Genomic DNA, 18,370 nt, shown 5'->3' with positions numbered 1-18,370 from the left:
CGACCATCTGCGGCGCTCGGTGGGGCTGAGCGCGACCATCTGCGGCGCTCGGTCAGATGGTGACGGCGCCCTGCGGCGTCTCGAAGGTGACCTCGGTGAGGCACGGGCAGTCGTCGTCCTCGAGGAAGCCGAACTCGATGGAGCTCTCGAAGCCGCCGGTCGGCTGCTCGCTGAGGCCCAGCCACTCGCGGACGTCCGGGAAGTCGCCACCGAGGGTGAGCCCGGTCAGTCGGGTGCTCGACTCCGCCAGGCGCGAGGGGTGGTGCTCGGCCGGGGACTCCCAGCGCACGAAGAAGGGCAGGTTGCCGTGGTCGATGACGTTCTTGATGCCGATCTGCCGCCACTGCAACTGGATGCCCTCGGGCGTGTGCCGGTGACCTTCGACGGAGGGCCGACCCAGCCGCTCCTCGACGGTCGAGAGGTCCTCGACGGCGACGACCCAGGCCATCCAGCCACCGCCGTTGCCGGAGCGCGCCCGGACGGCCTGCCCGAAGGGCGCCTTGTCGGAGGCGGGGTGGTCGAGCACCTCGACCACCTCGACGTACCGCGCGTCGGCGAGCGGGAGGACGATGTTGCGGGTACCGAAGCGAGGATGCACACCGCCGTCGTGCGGCCTGACCCCGAGCTGCTCCGCCAGGCGTTGTGCCGTGGCGTGCAGACCGTCGGGACCCGCCGCATAACTCACGTGGTCGATACGCATGTCGCTCATCGTGACATACCCGTGTTTCGGGCATGTCATCGACCTCACCCCCGCTGACGAACCGCCTCGTAGACGATGATCGCCGCCGATGTCGCGACGTTGAGCGAGTTGACCCGCCCGGCCATGGGGATCCGCACGCGGTGGGCGGCCCGCTCCAGGAGCGCCTCGGTGAGCCCGGTGCTCTCCGTCCCGACCGCGATGGCGACCGGGCCGCGGTAGTCGACGTCCGTGTGCACGGTGGCCGTGTCGGGCGTCGCCGCGACGAGGGGTATGCCGTGCCCATCCAGCCACGCGAGAGTCGCCTCGGCGCTGGCGGCGGCGACCGGCACGGAGAAGACGGTGCCCTTGGAGGCGCGCACGGTGTTGGGGTTGCCCCAGTCCGTCACCGGGTCGGCGGCGACCACGGCGTCCACCCCGGCGGCGTCGGCCGTGCGCAGCATCGCCCCGAGGTTGCCCGGCTTCTCGACCCCCTCGCAGACGAGCACGAGCGCGTCGTCGGGCAGGGTGAGCTCCTCGGGCCGGCGCTGCAGGGTCGGCACGACCGCGAGCACGCCGTCCGGTCCCTCGCGGTAGGCCGCCTTCTCGAAGGCCGCCCGCGACGCGTGCACCGTCTCGACCCCCAGGGCCTCGGCGCGCGCCAGCACGTCGGCGAGGACCCCGTCAGCCATGAGGTCGGGGCAGAGCAGCAGGAGCTCGGGCACGACGCCCGCGTCGAGGGCCAGCGCCAGCTCGTCGCGACCCTCCACGACGGTGCGGCGCTCCTGCTCACGGACCCGCCGGCGCCGCAGCCCGGCGATCGCCTTGACCCGCGGGTTGGCGGGCGAGGTGATGAGCATCCTCAGGCCAGCTCGGCGAGGACCTCGTCGAGGGCGTCCGCGAGCCCGTCCTCCTCGACCGACCCCGTGGTGCGGTCGGCGATCCGGAGCACCTCCTCGGGGGCCTGGCCCATGGCATACCCCACGGCGGCCCAGTGCAGCATCTCCAGGTCGTTGCGCTGGTCACCCACGGCGACCGTCCGGTGCGGCTCGATGCCGAGCCGGCGGCGCACGATCTCCAGCGCCGACGCCTTGGAGACGCCCTCGGGGGCGAGGTCGAGCCAGGCGCTGTAGCCGACGGCGTAGGACACGCCGTGCAGACCGATCCGCTCGACGAGCGCGGTGAAGTCCTCCGAGCTGAGCGTCGGCTCGCGGAAGGTCACCCGCGTCGCCGGCCGCGCCGTGAGCTCCTCGACCGGCACCACCCGCTCCTCGCCCCACAGCTCCCCGGGCGGGAAGGGCGTGCTCACCTTGAACCCGACGCCGACCTCCTCGACGGCGACCAGTGCCGTCGGCAGGTGGGTGTGGACCAGGGCGATGGCGGGCGCCGGGTCGAAGGTGACGAGGTCGACGACCTCGTAGCCCTCGCCCTGCCCCGGCGTCGCGGCGATCGTCACCGCGCCGTTGGAGCAGACGGCGGGGCGGCCCGTCGTGTCGAGGCCGAGCGCCTCCATCACCGGTCGCGTCGAGAGCACGGACCGGCCGGTCGCGATGACGACGGTGACGTGCGGCAGGTCGTCCAGGGCCCGCACCGCCCGGGCCACCCGCGCCGCCAGGTGGCCGTCGTGGTGCACGATCGTCCCGTCGACGTCGAGGGCCACGAGCAGCGGCGACGCGGTCGGGCTGGCGGGGTCGGTCTGCTCGGGCGTGCTCACCCCGCCAGCCTAGCGATCCGCGCGACCGCGGCGCCGGTCAGTCCTTGGCCAAGGTCATGGCCTTGCGCCAGGACAGGCTGCCCGAGGTATGCAGCAGCGCCCGCTCGTAGAGCCGCGCACCGAAGGCGATGGTCAGGGCGCAGAAGCCGACGACGAGGACCAGCGCGAGGATCGGCTCCCACAGCTCGGTGTCGCCCTCGAGGATCCGCATGGGCATGACCAGGGTCGAGGCGACGGGGATGAAGGAGAAGATCTGCCGTGCGGCGCCCTCCAGGTTGAGGCCGGCGATGAAGAGGATGACGAGGAACATCGTCAACGGCATCGTCGTCTGCTGCAGGTCCTCGGTGCGCGAGGCCAGCGACCCGGCGGCGGCCCACACGCAGGCCAGCGCGAGGAAGCCGAGGAGGAAGAACGGGAGATACCACCCGATCGCCCCCGCCAGCCCGGGCAGTGCGACGTCGAGATCGAGGAAGGTCAGCCCGATGAGGCTCACCGCGGCGATGAGGGCCAGCTGACCGAAGGCCAGCACGGTGTTGCCCAGGACCTTGCCCAGCAGCAACTGCCTCGTGGGGATCTTGGCGGCGAGGATCTCGATGATCCGCGACTGCTTCTCCTCGACCACGCTGTTGGCGATCTGCATCCCGAACATGATCGCGGCGAAGTAGAAGAACATCGCGAAGGCGAAGCCCATGGCGTAGGCGACGATCGGCGGCATACCCCCCTCCTCCTCCGCGACGTCCACGGTGGTGAGCTCGGTGCCGGCCGTCAGAGCCTCGACCGTCGTGCCGGCACTGGCGGCGTTGTCGGCCAGGGCGTCGGTGCGGACCTGCTCGGCCAGCGCCGAGCCGAGCCCGCCGGTGTCGGGCCCGTCGGAGAGCAGCTCCCACGAGTCCTCCCCCGCCACGAGCGCGGCGTCGACGTCGCCCTCCAGCACGGCGGTCTCCGCCGCGGCGCGGTCGGCGACCGTCACCGGCGTCGCCGAGGACTCGGCCGACTCCTCCTGCAGGGTGGTCTCCAGCTCCTCGACGAGGGCGGTGCCCTGCGCGTCGGTGACAGCCACCTCGTAGTTGGCGCCCGAGCCGCTGAAGAAGGTCGGGACGATCATCGCGGCCAGGAGCAGCAGGATGGTCAGCCCGGTGCCGATGAGGAAGTTCTTGTCGGTGAGCTTGACCTGGATCTCACGGCCGGCGACCAGGGTCCAGGGGGCGCGGGCACTCATGCTGCCACCTCTCGGTAGATCTCGGACAGGGTCGGGCGGATGCGGCTGAACTCGCGCACCCCGCCCCGGGCGACGGCATCGGTGAGCAGGCGTTCGGCGGCACCGTCGTCGTCGGGCTGCACGAGGACGCTGGGGCCGTCGAGATCGATGACCTGCACCCCGGCGGCGCCCCGGACCCAGCCGGTGTCGCCGGCCATGGTGAGCCGGTAGCGCAGCGGGGCGTTGGCCCGCAGCTCCTCGGAGGTGCCCTGCGCCACCACCCGGCCGCCGTGGAGCACGACGATCGAGTCGCAGAGGCGGTCGACGAGGTCGAGCTGGTGGGAGGAGAAGAGCACCGGGGTGCCGGAGGCGGTGTGCTCACGCAGCAACGCGCTCATCTGGTCGACGGCCGCCGGGTCCAGCCCGCTGAACGGCTCGTCGAGCACGAGCATCTTGGGCTGCCCGAGCACCGAGGCGATGATTTGCGCCCGCTGCTGGTTGCCGAGGGAGAGCGTCTCGACCTTGCTCTTGAGCCGCTCGCCGAGACCGAAGCGCACGAGCAGCTCCTCGGAGCGCTCACGCGCCTCGTTCTGCGACATCCCGTGCAGCTGGCCGAGATAGGTCAGCTGGCCGAGCACCGGCTGCTTGGGGTAGAGCCCCCGCTCCTCGGGCATGTAGCCGAAGCGCATCCGGTCGGCCCGCGTGACCGGGACCCCGTCCCAGTGCACCTCGCCGGCGCTGGGCGCGAGCACACCCATGATCATCCGCATCGTCGTGGTCTTGCCGGCCCCGTTGCCGCCGACGAAGCCCACCATCCGCGCATCGGAGACGGTGAAGCTCACCCCGTCCACGGCGAGGTGCTCGCCAAAGCTCCGGCTCAACTCGTGCAGCTCCAGCACTGCAGTCCCCTTTCGTCGTCCGCACCGCAGGGTGCGCGGGTATGCCGACGACGCTAGTCCGCGAGCCCGCGGCGGGGCATCGGTCGCACCGCCGATCCTCGCCTCCCCCTCACGACGGAGGGAGGCACCCGGGGCGGACGAGGCCGGCCTCGTAGGCCGCGATGACGGCCTGCACCCGGTCGCGGACGAGCAGCTTGGCCAGCACGTTGGAGACGTGGGTCTTGACCGTGGCCTCGCTGACGAAGGCCTCCGCCGCGATCTCGGCGTTGGACAGGCCCCGGGCCATCATCTGCAGCACCTCGCGCTCCCGCTCGGTGAGCTGGGGCAGGGCGGCCCGCGGGTCGATCGGCGGGTCGGCGTCGGCACCGCGGCCGCCCTGGGCCATCCGGCCGATGACCCGCATGGTGACCTCGGGAGCCAGGAGCGCGTGCCCGTCGGCCGCGGCCCGGATGGCCTCGACGAGGTCGTCGGCCTCGGCATTCTTGAGCAGGAAGCCGCTGGCCCCGGCGTCGAGGGCGTCGAAGAGATAGTCGTCGCGGTCGAAGGTCGTGAGGATGACGACCTTGACCTGCGGGTGCTCGGCGACGATGCGCCGGGTCGCCTCGATGCCGTCGAGCACGGGCATCTGGACGTCCATGAGCACAACGTCAGGGGCGTGGGTGGCCACCGCGGCGAGCGCCTCGTGGCCGTTGGCGGCCTGGGCGACCACCTCCACGTCGGGCTCGGTCGACAGGATCATCGCGAAACCCTGGAGCAGCAGCGGCTGGTCGTCGACGAGCAGGACCCGCAGCGGGGTGGCGGTCATCAGGTGGCCCTCCGGTCGGCGGCGGAAATCGGGTGGCGCTGCGGTATGCCGCGGCTCACGGGGCGACCTTCATCTGCGCGTCGGCGGCCTGGTCGGCGGCGGCGCGGCCCGGGCGCCGGCTGGGCCGGTGGCCGTCGAGGGGCAACCACACGCGCACCCGCCACCCCGCGCTCCCGGAGCGGGGACCCGCCTCGACCCCGCCGCCCAGGTGGGCGGCGCGCTCGCGCATACCCTGCAGCCCCAGACCGGTGCCGGAGGTGCCCACGCGCGGCGACCCGTCGTCGACGACCTCGACCTCGACCGTCCCGGCGGCCTCGTCGACGCGCACCGTGGCGCTCGCGTGCCGGGCGGTGGAGTGGCGGCGCACGTTGGCCAGTCCTTCCTGGACGATGCGGTAGGCCGACAGCTGCAGCGGCGGCGGGACCCGGTCGGCCGCACCCGGCGCGGACTCCACGAGGTGTCCGGTGACCTCGCACAGCGGTGTGCTGGCCTGCTCGATCAGCGCGGGCAGGGCCGCGAGGGTGGGCTGCGGCGCCCGGTCGCTCGACGGCGCCTGGCCGGGATCGGCGCCTCCGACCGCCGTCTCGTCGTCGGCCCCCTCCCCGGTCGCCCGGAGGGTGCCGAGGAGGTCACGCATCTGCCCCACCCCGTCGCGCGAGGCCTGCTCGATCGCGGTCAACGCCGTCCGGGCGGCGTCCGGGTCACGCTCCATGACCCGGCGGGCGGCCGCGGCCTGCACCCCCATGACCGACACGTGGTGGGCGACGACGTCGTGCAGCTCGCGGGCGATGCGCAGGCGCTCGGCCACGACCGCCTGGTCGGTGAGCTGGGCCGTCTGCGTGCGGATCGTCGCGGCCTGCTCCTCCACCTGCGCCTGCCGCATCGCGCCCCGCCAGGCGACCTGGCCCAGGCCGATGGCGAAGCCGAAGAAGATGACATTGCCGAGGATGGAGAAGATGACGACCGCCACGACCGGGGAGAACGGGCCGGCGTCCTCGGCCTCGCTCGTGTCGAAGGACTCGAGGATCTGCTCGACCCCCGAGCCGAGGGCATACGTCCAGGCGTAGAGCAGGACGAGCATGAGGACCACGGCGGTCACGGCATACATCACGGCGCGGCGGTTCCGGGCCCACGCCATCCCCGAGAAGATCAGCAGGAAGTAGGCCATCTGCGCCGGGAGCTGCGACATCGTCATCGGCATGACCAGCGACATGAGGATCATGTGCGTGCCCGCCGCGAGCGTCACGGCGACCGGGAAGCGGCGTCGCACCACGAGGAGGGCGCACAGCGAGACGATGCCGACGTACTGCCAGACGGGGCCCCAGGTCTCGTTCTCGAGCATCCCCACGGAGCGGGTGAGCTCGTGCGACAGGACGACCGTCAGCAGCGCCACGAGGGCCCAGCGCACGTCGGTACGCAGCTCGCGCGGAGGGGGCAGGGGTCGCTCCCAGCGCTCGTCGACGCCGAACCACCGCTCGACCGCCTCGATCATGCGGCACCTCCTCCGTCGATGCTCCTCACGCGTCACACCCTAGGCAGCGCGCACCCGCGCCGCCTCCGCCGCGCGACGGAGATCGGGCCGGTGCCTGGTCGGGTCGACCGCCGGGGCCAGGGGTATGCCGTGGGCTCAGCCCCCGGGGCGCTCAGCCCGCTGGGGCGTCAGCCCCCGGGGGTGAGCACCTCGCGACCGCCGAGGAAGGGCTGCAGCGCCGCCGGCACGCGCACCGAGCCGTCGGCCTGTTGGTGGTTCTCCAGCAAGGCCACGATCGGGCGGGTGCTCGTCGCGACGGTGCCGTTGAGCGTGGCGACCGCACGGGTGGCCGAGCCGTTCGGGTCGCGCTCGCGGGTGCCGAGACGGCGCGCCTGGAAGGTCGTGCAGTTCGAGGTCGAGGTGAGCTCGCGGTACTTGCCCTGCGTCGGCACCCACGCCTCGCAGTCGAACTTGCGCGCCGCCGGGCCACCGAGGTCGCCCGCGGCGACGTCGATGATCCGGTAGGGCAGCTCGAGGGCGTCCAGCAGACGGCGCTCGATGCGCAGGAGGTTCTGGTGCTCGGCCTCGGCGTCCTCGACGCGGCAGTAGACGAACATCTCGGTCTTGGTGAACTGGTGCACCCGGAAGATGCCCTTGGTGTCCTTGCCGTAGGACCCGGCCTCGCGCCGGTAGCAGGTGGAGGTCGCGACATACCGCCGCGGCCCGTCGGCGAGGTCGAGGATCTCGTCGGCGTGCAGTCCCGCGAGCGCCACCTCGGAGGTGCCGATGAGGTAGAGGTCGTCGGCCTCGAGGCGGTAGACCTCGTCCGCGTGGGCGTCGAGGTAGCCTGCTCCGCCCATGATCTCGGGGCGCACCAGGTTGGGGACGATCGCCGGGACGAAGCCCTCCTCCTGGGCGATCTGCTGCGCCAGGCCCATGAGCGCCTGCTCGAGGCGTGCGCCGTCGCCCAGCAGGTAGTAGAACCGGGCGCCGGAGACCTTGGCCCCGCGGGCCGTATCGATGGCCCCCAGGCCCTCGCCGAGGGCCAGGTGGTCCTGCGGCTCGAAGCCCTCGGCCGCGAAGTCACGGGGCGTGCCGACCTCCTCGAGGGTGACGAAGTCGTCCTCGCCGCCCACCGGGACGCCCTCGATGATGACGTTGCCGATGCGGCGCATGGCCTCGTCGCGGGTGGTGGCGGCCTCGGCGGCCTGGGCCTCCAGGGTCTTGACCCGCGCGGAGAGGTCCTTCACCTCCGCGAGGAGGGCCTGCTTCTCCTCGCCCTGGGCCTGGGCGACCTTCTTGCCGAAAGCCTTCTGCTCCGCCCGTGCCGCCTCGAACTCGGCCAGCGACCTCCGGTGCGTCTCATCCGCGGAGAGCACCTGGTCCACCACGGAGGGGTCCTCGCCCCGGGCCTGCTGGCTGGTGCGGACGCGGTCGGGGTCGGCGCGGAGCTCACGGAGGTCGATCATGCGGCAAGCCTACTGTCGGGTCGCTAGGGTCACGGCATGGATTCTGTGCGCCGTGCCGCAGTCATCGTCAACCCCACGAAGTTCGAGGACGTCGCTGCCGTACGGCGTCAGGTCGAGGCCGCCTGCGAGACGCACGGGTGGAGCGACCTGCTCTGGCTGGAGACGACCGCGGAGGACCCTGGGGTCGGTCAGACCCGGGAGGCCATCGCGGCCGGGGTCGACCTCGTCTGCCCGCTCGGTGGGGACGGCACGGTCCGCACGGTCGGTGCCGAGCTGGTGGGGACCGGCATACCCCTCGGTCTGCTGCCCGGCGGCACCGGCAACCTGCTCGCCCGCAACCTCGACCTGCCGATCGACTCGCTCGACAAGGCGCTCGAGGTCGCCCTGACCGGGACCGACACGGCGATCGACACGTGCCTGCTGGAGCTCATCCGGCCGACCTCGGCCCAGCTCGCCGACCGGCTCGCGGACGAGGACGACCCGTCGCGCAACATCGACTTCGACGACGCCGTGGACGACCGGGACGACGAGGACGTCCGGGAGGAGCACCGCTTCCTCGTCATGGCGGGCCTGGGCTTCGACGCCGAGGTCATGGCGTCGGTGCCGGAGAAGCTCAAGGCCCGGGTCGGCTGGCTGGCCTACCTCGTCGCCGGTCTGCGGCACCTCAAGGGCCCGCAGTTCACCGTCGACCTGCGGATCGACGGCGCGGAGTCGGTGCACCGCCGGGTGCGCTCGGTCATGGTCGGCAATGTCGGTGAGCTGCAGGGCGGCATGGCGCTGCTGCCCGACGCGGTGGCCGACGACGGGTCGATCGACACCGTCCTGCTGTCGCCGGAGGGGGTCATCGGGTGGGCCGCCACGATCGCCCAGCTGACCAGCCGCAAGCGCATCGGGCACCGCCGGGTGGAGCACTTCCAGGGCGCCGAGGTGCGCGTCCTGTCGGACAAGCCGGTCGAGCTGGAGATCGACGGCGACACGATCGGGTCGGCGCTCGCGATCCGGGTCCAGGTCGACCCGGGCAGCCTCGTCGTGCGGCTACCCGACGCCTCGGAGTCCGAGCTGCGGCGCGACATCGACGCCCTGAGCTCGAGGTCTTCCTGAGGCCCTGAGGTCCTGAGGAACGTGCGTGCCGCGCGGTCGTCGCGGGCCGCGCGGTCGTGCGCTGACCAGGTGGGTCAGTCGTCGCGACCGGTGCGGGCGGCGTCGAGCGCCTGCCGCTCCTCCGGGGTGAGCACGATCTCGGAGTCCCCTCCGACGATGCCCTTGGCATAGGTGCGGCTCTCGCCACGGGCGTGGATCGAGCTGATGACCATGCCGTCCCCGGTGTCGTCGACGACGGCGGCCGAGAAGCTCATCCGCCCACCCATGTCGCCGAACGCGTCATAACGCACCACCGCCACGTGCCGCAGCGCCTGCCCCAGATCGCCACGCAGCCGCCCGAGCTCACCCTCGAGCGCCTCGATCCGCTCGCGCTCCGGCGTCGTGGGGGCGCCGGCCTCGACGAGCTGGGTCAGGCGCCGGTCGACGACCCGCAGGCGCCGCCAGGCGACGGCCGCCAGGAGCAGCGCGACCACCGCGACCGCCCCGGCGATCCACGCCACCAGCTCGGGGTCAACGCTCGCAGGGTCCACGCGCTCAGGGTATGCCGTCCCCCACTCGCCCCCGGCGCGCCACCCGCTGCACTCCCCTGGCGCCGCGGCATACCCCGGGCTGCTCCGTAGCGCGCCCGCTCACGCCGTCGCCGGGCACGCTCGTGCAGAACCCTGTGACACACGGGTGCGCCTGGACACGTGGATGTCACGAGGAACTGCACGGGCAGATGCACGAGCGTGCGCGAGCCCACGTCCGGTCGGCCGTCTGGCTCTCGTGGGACCATGCAGCCATGGTGGACGCCGGCCGGCCGCAGCAGCAGCTCACGTGGGCGCTGGTGGCGGCGGTCCTCGGGTCCTGGTGCCTGGCCGCGGTGGCCGCTCTGCTGGGCGTCGCCCCGGCGCAGGCACCGCAGGCCCGGGCGCTGCCGACGTCGCAGGGGCCGGTGGTGCTCGTGGGCATACCCGGCCTGACCTGGGACCTCATCGACGAATCCACCCCCACCCTGCAGGGCCTGGCGGACACGGGCGGGAGCGCGGCCCTGGTCGTGCGCGGGCCCGACGAGGTGACGTGCGCGGCCGACGCGTGGCTGACGATGGGCGCGGGCTCCCGGACCGACCTCGAGCCGCTCGGGTGCGACCTCGAGGCCGACGCGCCCTGGGGTGCTCGAGGCGGCCCCGAGCCCGACCTCGCCGAGCTCACCGGCCCGGTGGAGGCCGAGGGAGGGTGCGTCGCGACCTACGGCCTCACCGCCTCGGCGGATGCGGCCGGCAGGCCCGTCCTCGACACGGAGCGGACCGGCCTGCTCTCCCGGCCGACCCTCGACCCCGGCTGCGAGCTCCACCTTGTCGCGTCGATCGCCCTCCTCGAGGGTGATCGCTCCGGGCGCCTCGCGGAGACCGACGCGGCGCTGGCCGACCTGATCGCGGACGCGCCGCCGGGGACCACCCTGCTGGTGAGCGGTATGGGCCACACCGCCGGGCGGGCCGACGCCCAGGTGCTGCTCGTCTCCGGTCAGGGCGGGGCCGGTGCCGCGCCGGGTGAGGCCGGCCAGGACGCGTCCCGGGCCATCGCGCGCACCTCAGGGTCCGAGGGGCCCGACCCCGAGCAGGGCCCCGCCGGTCAGGACACGTCCGAGGCCACGCTGCTCACGTCCGGCTCCACGCGGCAGAGCGGACTGGTGCAGCTCGTCGACCTGACGCCGACGCTGCTCTCGCTGACCGGCATACCCCCTGAAGACGACCTCCCCGGGGACCCGGTCGAGGCCGTGACCGACCCGACTCCGGCCGCCCCGTCCGACTCCGCCGCCGAGCTCGCCGAGGGCATCAGCCTGGCGAAGTCGCTGGCCCCGTGGGTCCTCGGAGCGCTGGCGGTGGTGCTCCTGCCCGCGCTGGTGGTCGCCGGTCTACTGGACCGATCTGCGCGGTCACGGCAGAGGGTCTCGACCGGCCGACGACGTCGATCCCTCCTGGGGTTCGTCGCGACGACGGTCATGGCGGCGCCTGCGGCGGCCTTCCTCGCCGGCGTGCTTCCGTGGTGGCAGGCCGGGCAGCCCTGGCCGGCGCTGGTCCTGACGATTCTCGTCATGGCGGTCGCGATCGTCGGGGTAGCCCGGCTGACCGCCCGAGGCCACGCGAGCCCGCTCCTGCCGCCCGCCGTCGTGGCGACGGTGACGCTGGTCGTGCTCGGCGTCGACACCCTCTGGTCCTCCCGCCTGGGGCTGGTCAGCGTGCTGGGACTGCAGCCGGTGACGGCGGGGCGGTTCTACGGTCAGGGCAACGTCGGCTTCGGCATCGTGCTCGGCGCCCTCCTGGTGCTGCTGGCCGCGGTGCTGAGCTGGCTGCCGCGCCGGGGTGCGGCGCTGGCGGTCGCCCTGCTCGGTGGGGGCACGCTCGTGCTGGGCGCCGCCCCGGCAGCGGGGGCCGACTTCGGCAGCGTGCCGGCGACGGCGGTGGTCACGGGTCTCGTGCTGCTGGCGGCGCTCGGAGTCCGCTGGACGTGGCGGTCGTTGCTGCTGGTCGCGGGGGCGGCGGCCGCGCTGGCGGTGCTGGCGATGGTGCTCGACTGGCTGCGTGGCCCGGAGCAGCGGACCCACCTCGGTGCCTTCGTGCAGGCGGTGCTCGACGGTGAGGCCCTGGGGATCGTCACCCGCAAGCTCGACCAGAGCCTCGGGATCCTCGTGAGCTACCCCCTGTCCTGGCTCGCTGTCGTCGTGCTCGCGGGCCTCGCCTGGGTGGTGGTGCGGCGGCCGGCGTGGGCCGAGAGGCTGTGGCGCGAGCCGGGAGTCGCCCCCGTGGCCTCTGCGGGAGTGGTGGGTATGGCGGTGGCCTGGCTCCTCAACGACTCCGGCATCGCCGCGGTCGCCCTCTGCCTGACCATCCTCCTCGCAGCCGGCATCGCCCTGTGGGCGAGCACGACCACGGTCGGCCGTGGCCCTGGACGCGCTGAGGCCACCGGAGGGCCCGGCGACTGAGACCGAGCGCACCGAGCCCGCCGGGCGGGGCTGACCGTGGTGGGTATGGGTCGCCCCAGCGACCCGCAGCCACCACGCACCGGCTCCACCGCAGACGGAGCAGGGAGGGCAAGGGCCTCGGCGGACGGACCGGCTGTGGCGGCGCACTGACCGTGGCCGACGGGGATGACCGTGGTGGGCGTGGGTCGCCCCAGCGACCCGCAGCCACCACGCACCGGCTCCACCGGAGACGGAGCAGCGATGGCAAGGGCCTTCGCGGGCTGACCGTGGTGGGCGTGGGTCGCCCCAGCGACCCGCAGCCACCAGACACAGGCTCCCGACGATGGCGCAGGACGGGAAGGGCCCAGATGGACTACCTGAGCAGGCAGGACGCCATGGGCCGGGCCGGGCGTGGCGGGGCTGAGCGTGGCGAGCGGTGACCGTGGTGGGTGTGGGTCGCCCCAGCGACCCGCAGCCACCACAGATATGCCGGTCAAGGGCGGCAGCGCCCTGATGGGACTGGGCCCGCCGAGCACGCCGAGCCTGCCGAGCAGGACTGGGCCCGCCGAGCGCGGCGGGCCTGCCGGTCTCGCCGAGCGCGCCGGGCGCGCCGTCAGGCGTCGGGGTGCTGCTTGCGGGCGCGGTCCTCGTAGGCGGCGCGGGCGCGGTCGAGCAGCGGGCGGCCGTGCCGCTGCACCTGCTCGTTGACCTGGCTGGCGGTCCGGCGGGCCAGGGGCACGCCCCGCTCGCGTGCGGTCTGGGCAAGCCTCGACCCCTGCTCGCGGGCGATCCGGCTGCCCTCGATCCCGCCCTCGCGCACCTTGTCGGGCACGCCGGAGCGTTCGGCGAGGGCCAGCGAGACGTCGGCGAGCTGGCGGGCCCGGTGGGTCTGGGAGGCGAGGTCGCGGCCGGTGGCGCGGTGCCGTACCTCGCACGGGATCTCCAGCACGCGCCCACCCGAGCGGATGACGTCGACCGTCAGGCCGACCTCGACCCCCCACCCGCGAGCCAACGGCATCGCGTCGAGCAACGCCTCCCGGGTGAGGCAGCGCTGGCCGGACAAGGGCTGGGTCGGCTCCCAGCCGGTGAGCTGCCGGATGCCGGCGGTCGCGGCCCGCACGACGAGCCCCAGACCTGCAGCGCCCTGCTGCGGCGGGAGCACGGCGATCGTCATCTCGGCCATCCCGACGAGCACGGGCGTGATGATCGGCCCTAGCTCGACGGCCGTCTCCTCGAGGTCGGCGTCGACGAAGAGCACCGGCGCGCCGGGCATGATCTCCTGCGCCCGGGCCACCCCCGTGGTCATGGCGGCGGCCTTGCCGCGGTTGCGTTCGTGCCGCACGACCTCGACCTGCCCGGCCCACTCGGCGACGTGCGCGGTCTGGTCGCTCGACCCGTCGTCGACGACCACGACAGCACCGACCTGCGGCAGCAGGCGCAGCGCCGCCAGGGTCGCGCCGATGCGCGCCTCCTCGTCCTTGGCCGGGACGACGGCGACGACGAGCTCCTGAGGGACGCCCTCCACCGGCTGCGACGCGGTCATGGCGGTCAGCGCAGCGTGACCTGGCGGGAGACCAGGGCGCTCTTGGCCCGGCGCTCCGGCTCGGTGAGCGGTGCGTCCTGGGCGAGGGCGGCGGCATACCTCTCCTGCAGCGCGGTCAGCGCCTCGGCGTGGTCCGCGGCGCCACTGTCGGCGGGCACCTCGAGGACGGGCACGAGCACGCCGCAGGCGCGGAAGGCGCCGATGAGGTCGGTGCCCTCGCCGAGCGTGTGCTCGCCCGCGGCCTGCAGGCGGGCGAGCGCCTGCACCGCGGTGTCCTCGTCCTCGGAGAGGATCCAGCGGATGTAGGACCGGCCCGACATGTGGCACCAGAAGGCGCTCGGCACGCCCTCGACGCGCGCCATCGGCACGGCCGTCTCGTTCATCTGCTCCAGCGCGGCGGTCATCTCCTCGCTCGCGTTCTCGCCCAGCCAGAAGCCGAAGTCCTCGTGCACCTCGAGCTCGAGCTCCTGGCCGTCGGCCAGCACGTCCTGCAGCCTCGGCGTCTCGCTCGTCGCGGGGCGGACCGAGTTGACCGACGTGCCGGGGTCGCTGGCCAGGGCCGTGAGGGTGGCCGCGACGATGTCGCGGGAGGCGTCGCCGCTGCTCGTGCGGGACTGCAGCGCGACGAGCACCTCGCCGTTGTCGCGGTGGATCGCCGGCATCGCGGCCGGCAGGACCGTGACGAGCGTGACCTGGTGCTCACCGGCAGGCACCTCGCGCCCGGCGACGGCCGTGCCCTCCGGCACGGTCACGGTGACCGGGGCGGTGGCGGCCGGCAGGATCTCCCGCATCGCCACCCACTCGCTCTCCCTGGCCAGACCCTCGAAGGGCCGGGAGACGAAGGGCGCCGGGCGCGCCGTGCTCTGCGCGTCCTTGGCGCCGGACTGCCGCTTCTTGCGTGATGCCTTACCCATAGCGGGCGAGTCTACGTGCGTCGTGAGAGCCTCGACGCATGCGCGACGACGCCTCCCTGACCTGGCATCCGGCTGAGGGCCACGGCGAGGAGGTGGTGTATGCCGTCGACGGGCCCCTCGGGCGGGTGCGGCTCAACCGCCCCCGCGCCATCAACGCCCTCGACCGGGCCAGCGTGGACTCCCTCCTGCACCAGCTGCGGCGCTGGGCCGACGACGACCGGATCGCGGCGGTCGTGCTCGACGGCGCCGGTGAGCGCGGGCTCTGCGCCGGCGGTGACGTCCGGGCGCTGCGCGAGGCGATCCTCGCCGGCCGGTCGCAGGAGGCGGTGGACTACTGGGAGGCGGAGTATGCCGTCGACGCGCTCGTCGCGGACTACCCCAAGCCCTACGTCGCCTGGATGGACGGCATCGTCATGGGCGGGGGTGTCGGCGTCTCGGCCCACGGGTCGGTGCGCCTCGTGACCGAGCGGACCCAGCTCGCGATGCCTGAGGTCATCATCGGCTTCTTCCCCGACGTGGCGGGGCTGCACCCGCTCTCCCGGGCCCCCGGCGAGACCGGCACCCACGTCGCGCTCACCGGCGCCCCGGTCGGGGGCGCGGACGCCCTGCTCGTGGGCATGGCCGACGCCCTCGTGCCGTCGACGGTCAAGGAGCAGGTCCTCGCCGCCCTGCGCGAGGACCCGACGCAGGACGCCCGGTCACTGGCCGCCCGGGTGGGCGGGGAGGAGGCTGAGACCTCCTGGCTGGAGCATCAGCGGCCGTGGATCGATGAGTGTTACCGCGGCGACGATCCTGCCGAGATCCTGCGCCGGCTGCGCGAGCACACTGCGCCCCAGGCGCACCAGGCGGCCGAGCTCATCAGCGCCCGCTCACCCCACTCGGTGGCGGTGGCCCTCGAGGCACTGCGCCGCGCGGCGAGGATGAGCATCCCCGAGGTGCTCGCCCAGGACCTGCGGCTGGGCCCCGTCTTCGCGGCCCACCCCGACTTCGCCGAGGGCGTCCGCGCCCAGCTCGTCGACAAGGACCGCCAGCCCCGCTGGCAGCACGCGTCGGTGGCCGACGTCCCCCGGGCCGCGGTGCTCGCGGCCTTCGGCACCTGACCGGAGCGGCGGCATACCCAGGAGCACCGACTATCGTCACGGGCGTGCCGCTCCTGACCGACCTGGCCCTGCTCGCCGCGAGTGCCGCTGGCGACGACTCGCCGCTGCGCTGGGAGGACCTCGGGCTCTCGCCGGGGATCGACCTGGGCTTCTTCACGCTGCGCTACTACGCGCTGGCCTACGTCCTCGGGATCCTGCTCGGCTACTGGCACTTCAACCGCATGGCCAAGGCCCCCGGCAGCCCCATCACGCCCACCCAGGTGGACGACCTCATCATCGGCCTGACCTTCGGCATCATCATCGGCGGCCGGCTCGGCTACGCCACCTTCTACAACCCCTCGCTCTGGACGTCGTGGGAGGTCCTGCAGCCCTGGAACGGCGGGATGAGCTTCCACGGAGGCCTCATCGGCGTGCTCGTGGCCATGGCGTGGTTCAGCTGGCGGCACAAGCTGGACCCCCTGCGCGTCACCGACTACATCGCCGTCAACGTGCCGATCGGCATGATGCTCGGCCGGATCGCCAACTTCATCAACGGCGAGCTGTGGGGCCGCCCCAGCGACGTCCCGTGGGCCATGGTCTTCCCCGGCGCCGGCGAGCAGGCGCGTCACCCCAGCCAGCTGTATGAAGCAGCGCTCGAGGGCGCGTTGCTCGTCATCGTCCTCTTCTGGCTCTTCTGGCGCACCCGGGCGCGCTGGCGTCCCGGCCTGCTCGCCGGCGTGTTCGCGATCGGCATCGGGCTGGCGCGGTTCATCGTCGAGTTCTTCCGGGAGCCGGACGCCCAGCTGTCGGACTTCGCCGAGGCGACCGGCCTCAACATGGGTCAGTGGCTGACCATCCCGCTGGTGCTGGCCGGGGTCGTGCTCGTCGTACGGGCGCTGCGGCGGCCCGAGGTCGAGGTGGCCGAGCCGGTCGAGGTGGCCGAGCCGGTCGAGGTGGCCGAGTCGGGCGAGCCGGTCGAGGAGGACCCGGCCGCCGGGACGCCCGCGGAGCCGACCGGCAGGGACGCCGACACCGACGGGACGAGCACTCCCCGCTAGCTGACGCCCCCGCGGCGGGCGGCGAGGGCGCGCCGAGCCTCCTCGATCTCGGCCCACGGCACGAGCTCGGTGCCGCGCTCCATCGTCTCCTCCGGCCCCTTGCCGGCGAGCACGACGGTGTCGCGCGGACCGGCCTCGTGGACGGCATACCGGATCGCCTCGGTGCGGTCGCCGATCGAGACGAAGTTGTCGCGCCCGGCCTCGCGGGCACCGCGCTCCATCTCCTCGAGGATCTCCTGCAGCGGAGTGGTGCGGTGGTCCTCCTCGGTGAGGACGACGTGGTCGGCGAACTCCGTCGCGACCCGCCCCAGCGGCGCCCGCTTGGAGGGGTCGCGCGGCCCGCCGGCCGACCCGAGGACGACCCAGAGCGCCCCCTCGGTGGTGACGCGCACGGTCTGCAGCGCCTTCTCCAGGCTCGGCGGGGTATGCGCGAAGTCGACGATGACGCGCGGGTCACCCTCGCCGCGCTCCACCATCTCCATGCGCCCGGCGACGCCGCCGAAGGTCGCGAGGGCCGGGACGAGCTCGGCGAGCGGCACCCCTGTCGCGGCGACCCCGGCCATCGCCGCGAGCGCGTTGGCGACGTTGAACCGCCCGATCATCGGCAGGCGCGCCGGCGCCGTGCCCTCCGGCGCGTGCACGGTGAAGGTGATCGCGTCGGCCCCCTCGACGACGTCGGTGGCCCGCCAGTCGGCCTCGCTGCCCTCGGCCGAGTAGGTGGTGACGGCGTGCCCGTCGGCGGTCGCCATCGGGAGCAGTCGCTCCGCCCACGGGGTGTCGTCGACGTTGAGGACGCTGTGCCGGGCGCGCTGCACGAGCCGGGCCTTGTCGGCGAAGTACTGCTCCATCGTCCCGTGGAAGTCGAGGTGCTCACCGGTGAGGTTGGTCCAGACGGCCACGTCGTAGTCGACGCCGCGCACCCGGTCCAGCGCGAGCGCGTGGCTGGAGCTCTCCACCACCGCGTCGGTCGCGCCGGCGTCGAGGAGGTCACACAGGATCTGCTGCACCTGGGGCGCCTCGGGGGTGGTGAAGTGCGAGGGGGGTTGGCGCAGCACGCCGTCGGGCAGCTGGTAGCCGATCGTCGACAGCAGCCCGGTGGCCCGGCCGCACTCCCTCAGCAGGTGCAGCGCCAGGCAGGAGGTGGTGGTCTTGCCGTCGGTCCCGGTGACGCCGATCACGCGCAGGTCGTCGCTGGGTCGGCCCGCGATCGCCGTGGCGGCGTCGGCGAGCGCGGGGCGCACGGCGTCCACGCGGAGGTAGGGCACGGGGCAGGGGGCGCCCTCGGGCAGGCCCTCGCCGATGACCGCGACGGCACCGCGGCCGACCGCGTCGTCGATGAAGGTATGCCCGTCGAAGCGGGCACCGCGGATGGCGACGAAGGCGTCGCCCGGGCGGATCCAGTCGGCCTGGTGGCTCACGCCGGAGACGGGTATGCCGGCGGCGTCGGGGCCCGCGTCGAGGCTGGCTCCGAGGGTCGCGGCGAGGTCGCTCAACTGCATGGC

16 protein-coding genes are annotated in these 18,370 nt (G+C 73.6%); 4 read left to right on the top strand and 12 right to left on the bottom strand.

What is annotated here, in order from left to right:
• Nucleotides 1–52: 52 nt before the first annotated feature.
• From FA582_RS01210 to serS, 8 genes are all read right to left on the bottom strand, one after another.
• On the bottom strand, nucleotides 53–700 hold the full coding sequence (locus FA582_RS01210) for a VOC family protein (RefSeq protein WP_010147415.1): 648 nt from the start codon (nucleotides 698–700) through the stop codon (nucleotides 53–55).
• A gap of 44 nt (nucleotides 701–744) precedes the next feature.
• Entirely contained in the window at nucleotides 745–1,536 is a 792-nt protein-coding gene (locus FA582_RS01205; protein ID WP_010147416.1) for a TrmH family RNA methyltransferase, read from the bottom strand.
• Nucleotides 1,537–1,538: 2 nt separating this feature from the next.
• A complete protein-coding gene (locus FA582_RS01200; protein ID WP_010147417.1) occupies nucleotides 1,539–2,390 on the bottom strand; it encodes an HAD family hydrolase in 852 nt (283 codons plus the stop codon).
• A gap of 37 nt (nucleotides 2,391–2,427) precedes the next feature.
• A complete protein-coding gene (locus tag FA582_RS01195) occupies nucleotides 2,428–3,609 on the bottom strand; it encodes an ABC transporter permease (RefSeq protein WP_010147418.1) in 1,182 nt (393 codons plus the stop codon).
• Nucleotides 3,606–4,487 carry an ABC transporter ATP-binding protein gene (locus tag FA582_RS01190; protein WP_010147419.1) on the bottom strand — a complete coding sequence of 294 codons (882 nt, stop codon included), beginning with the start codon at nucleotides 4,485–4,487 and terminating at the stop codon, nucleotides 3,606–3,608. Before FA582_RS01190 ends, FA582_RS01195 begins: the two co-directional genes overlap by 4 nt.
• A 109-nt stretch (nucleotides 4,488–4,596) precedes the next feature.
• The gene (locus FA582_RS01185; RefSeq protein ID WP_010147420.1) at nucleotides 4,597–5,292 is read right to left on the bottom strand and encodes a response regulator transcription factor; all 696 of its coding nucleotides are present in this window, start codon (nucleotides 5,290–5,292) and stop codon (nucleotides 4,597–4,599) included.
• Nucleotides 5,293–5,347: 55 nt separating this feature from the next.
• The gene (locus tag FA582_RS01180; RefSeq protein ID WP_010147421.1) at nucleotides 5,348–6,784 is read right to left on the bottom strand and encodes a sensor histidine kinase; all 1,437 of its coding nucleotides are present in this window, start codon (nucleotides 6,782–6,784) and stop codon (nucleotides 5,348–5,350) included.
• 167 nt (nucleotides 6,785–6,951) lie between these two features.
• Entirely contained in the window at nucleotides 6,952–8,232 is a 1,281-nt protein-coding gene (gene serS / locus FA582_RS01175; RefSeq protein ID WP_010147422.1) for a serine--tRNA ligase, read from the bottom strand.
• A gap of 36 nt (nucleotides 8,233–8,268) precedes the next feature.
• On the opposite strand from serS, the gene FA582_RS01170 reads away from it, so the two are divergent.
• On the top strand, nucleotides 8,269–9,333 hold the full coding sequence (locus FA582_RS01170) for a diacylglycerol/lipid kinase family protein (RefSeq protein ID WP_237707502.1): 1,065 nt from the start codon (nucleotides 8,269–8,271) through the stop codon (nucleotides 9,331–9,333).
• 74 nt (nucleotides 9,334–9,407) lie between these two features.
• Here the strand turns inward: FA582_RS01170 and FA582_RS01165 are convergent, their stop codons facing one another.
• A complete protein-coding gene (locus FA582_RS01165; protein WP_010147424.1) occupies nucleotides 9,408–9,863 on the bottom strand; it encodes a DUF4446 family protein in 456 nt (151 codons plus the stop codon).
• Nucleotides 9,864–10,114: 251 nt separating this feature from the next.
• Here FA582_RS01165 and FA582_RS01160 point away from each other — a divergent pair, with 251 nt between their 5' ends.
• Nucleotides 10,115–12,295, top strand: a complete 2,181-nt coding sequence (locus tag FA582_RS01160) for a hypothetical protein (protein WP_141567588.1) — start codon at nucleotides 10,115–10,117, stop codon at nucleotides 12,293–12,295.
• Nucleotides 12,296–12,887: 592 nt separating this feature from the next.
• On the opposite strand, the gene FA582_RS01155 is transcribed toward FA582_RS01160, so the two are convergent.
• Together FA582_RS01155 and FA582_RS01150 are read right to left on the bottom strand one after the other, a co-directional pair.
• Nucleotides 12,888–13,817: a glycosyltransferase gene (locus tag FA582_RS01155; RefSeq protein ID WP_010147426.1), complete on the bottom strand. Its 930-nt coding sequence runs from the start codon at nucleotides 13,815–13,817 to the stop codon at nucleotides 12,888–12,890.
• Between the two features lie 5 nt (nucleotides 13,818–13,822).
• The gene (locus FA582_RS01150) at nucleotides 13,823–14,731 is read right to left on the bottom strand and encodes a DUF5926 family protein (protein ID WP_010147427.1); all 909 of its coding nucleotides are present in this window, start codon (nucleotides 14,729–14,731) and stop codon (nucleotides 13,823–13,825) included.
• 38 nt (nucleotides 14,732–14,769) lie between these two features.
• On the opposite strand from FA582_RS01150, the gene FA582_RS01145 reads away from it, so the two are divergent.
• Together FA582_RS01145 and lgt are read left to right on the top strand one after the other, a co-directional pair.
• Complete coding sequence (locus tag FA582_RS01145) at nucleotides 14,770–15,831, top strand: enoyl-CoA hydratase/isomerase family protein (RefSeq protein WP_010147428.1); 1,062 nt, start codon at nucleotides 14,770–14,772, stop codon at nucleotides 15,829–15,831.
• A gap of 44 nt (nucleotides 15,832–15,875) precedes the next feature.
• Nucleotides 15,876–16,868, top strand: a complete 993-nt coding sequence (lgt, locus tag FA582_RS01140; protein ID WP_010147429.1) for a prolipoprotein diacylglyceryl transferase — start codon at nucleotides 15,876–15,878, stop codon at nucleotides 16,866–16,868.
• On the opposite strand, the gene FA582_RS01135 is transcribed toward lgt, so the two are convergent.
• Nucleotides 16,865–18,367: a UDP-N-acetylmuramoyl-L-alanyl-D-glutamate--2,6-diaminopimelate ligase gene (locus FA582_RS01135; RefSeq protein ID WP_010147430.1), complete on the bottom strand. Its 1,503-nt coding sequence runs from the start codon at nucleotides 18,365–18,367 to the stop codon at nucleotides 16,865–16,867. The two genes, lgt and FA582_RS01135, sit on opposite strands and share 4 nt — an antisense overlap.
• Nucleotides 18,368–18,370: the final 3 nt, after the last annotated feature.

Origin of the sequence: Serinicoccus profundi (assembly GCF_008001015.1) — a bacterium.
GTDB lineage: Bacteria > Actinomycetota > Actinomycetes > Actinomycetales > Dermatophilaceae > Ornithinicoccus > Ornithinicoccus profundi.
The sequence above is the reverse complement of the archived record's forward strand: the minus strand, read 5'-3'. Positions and strand labels throughout refer to the sequence as shown.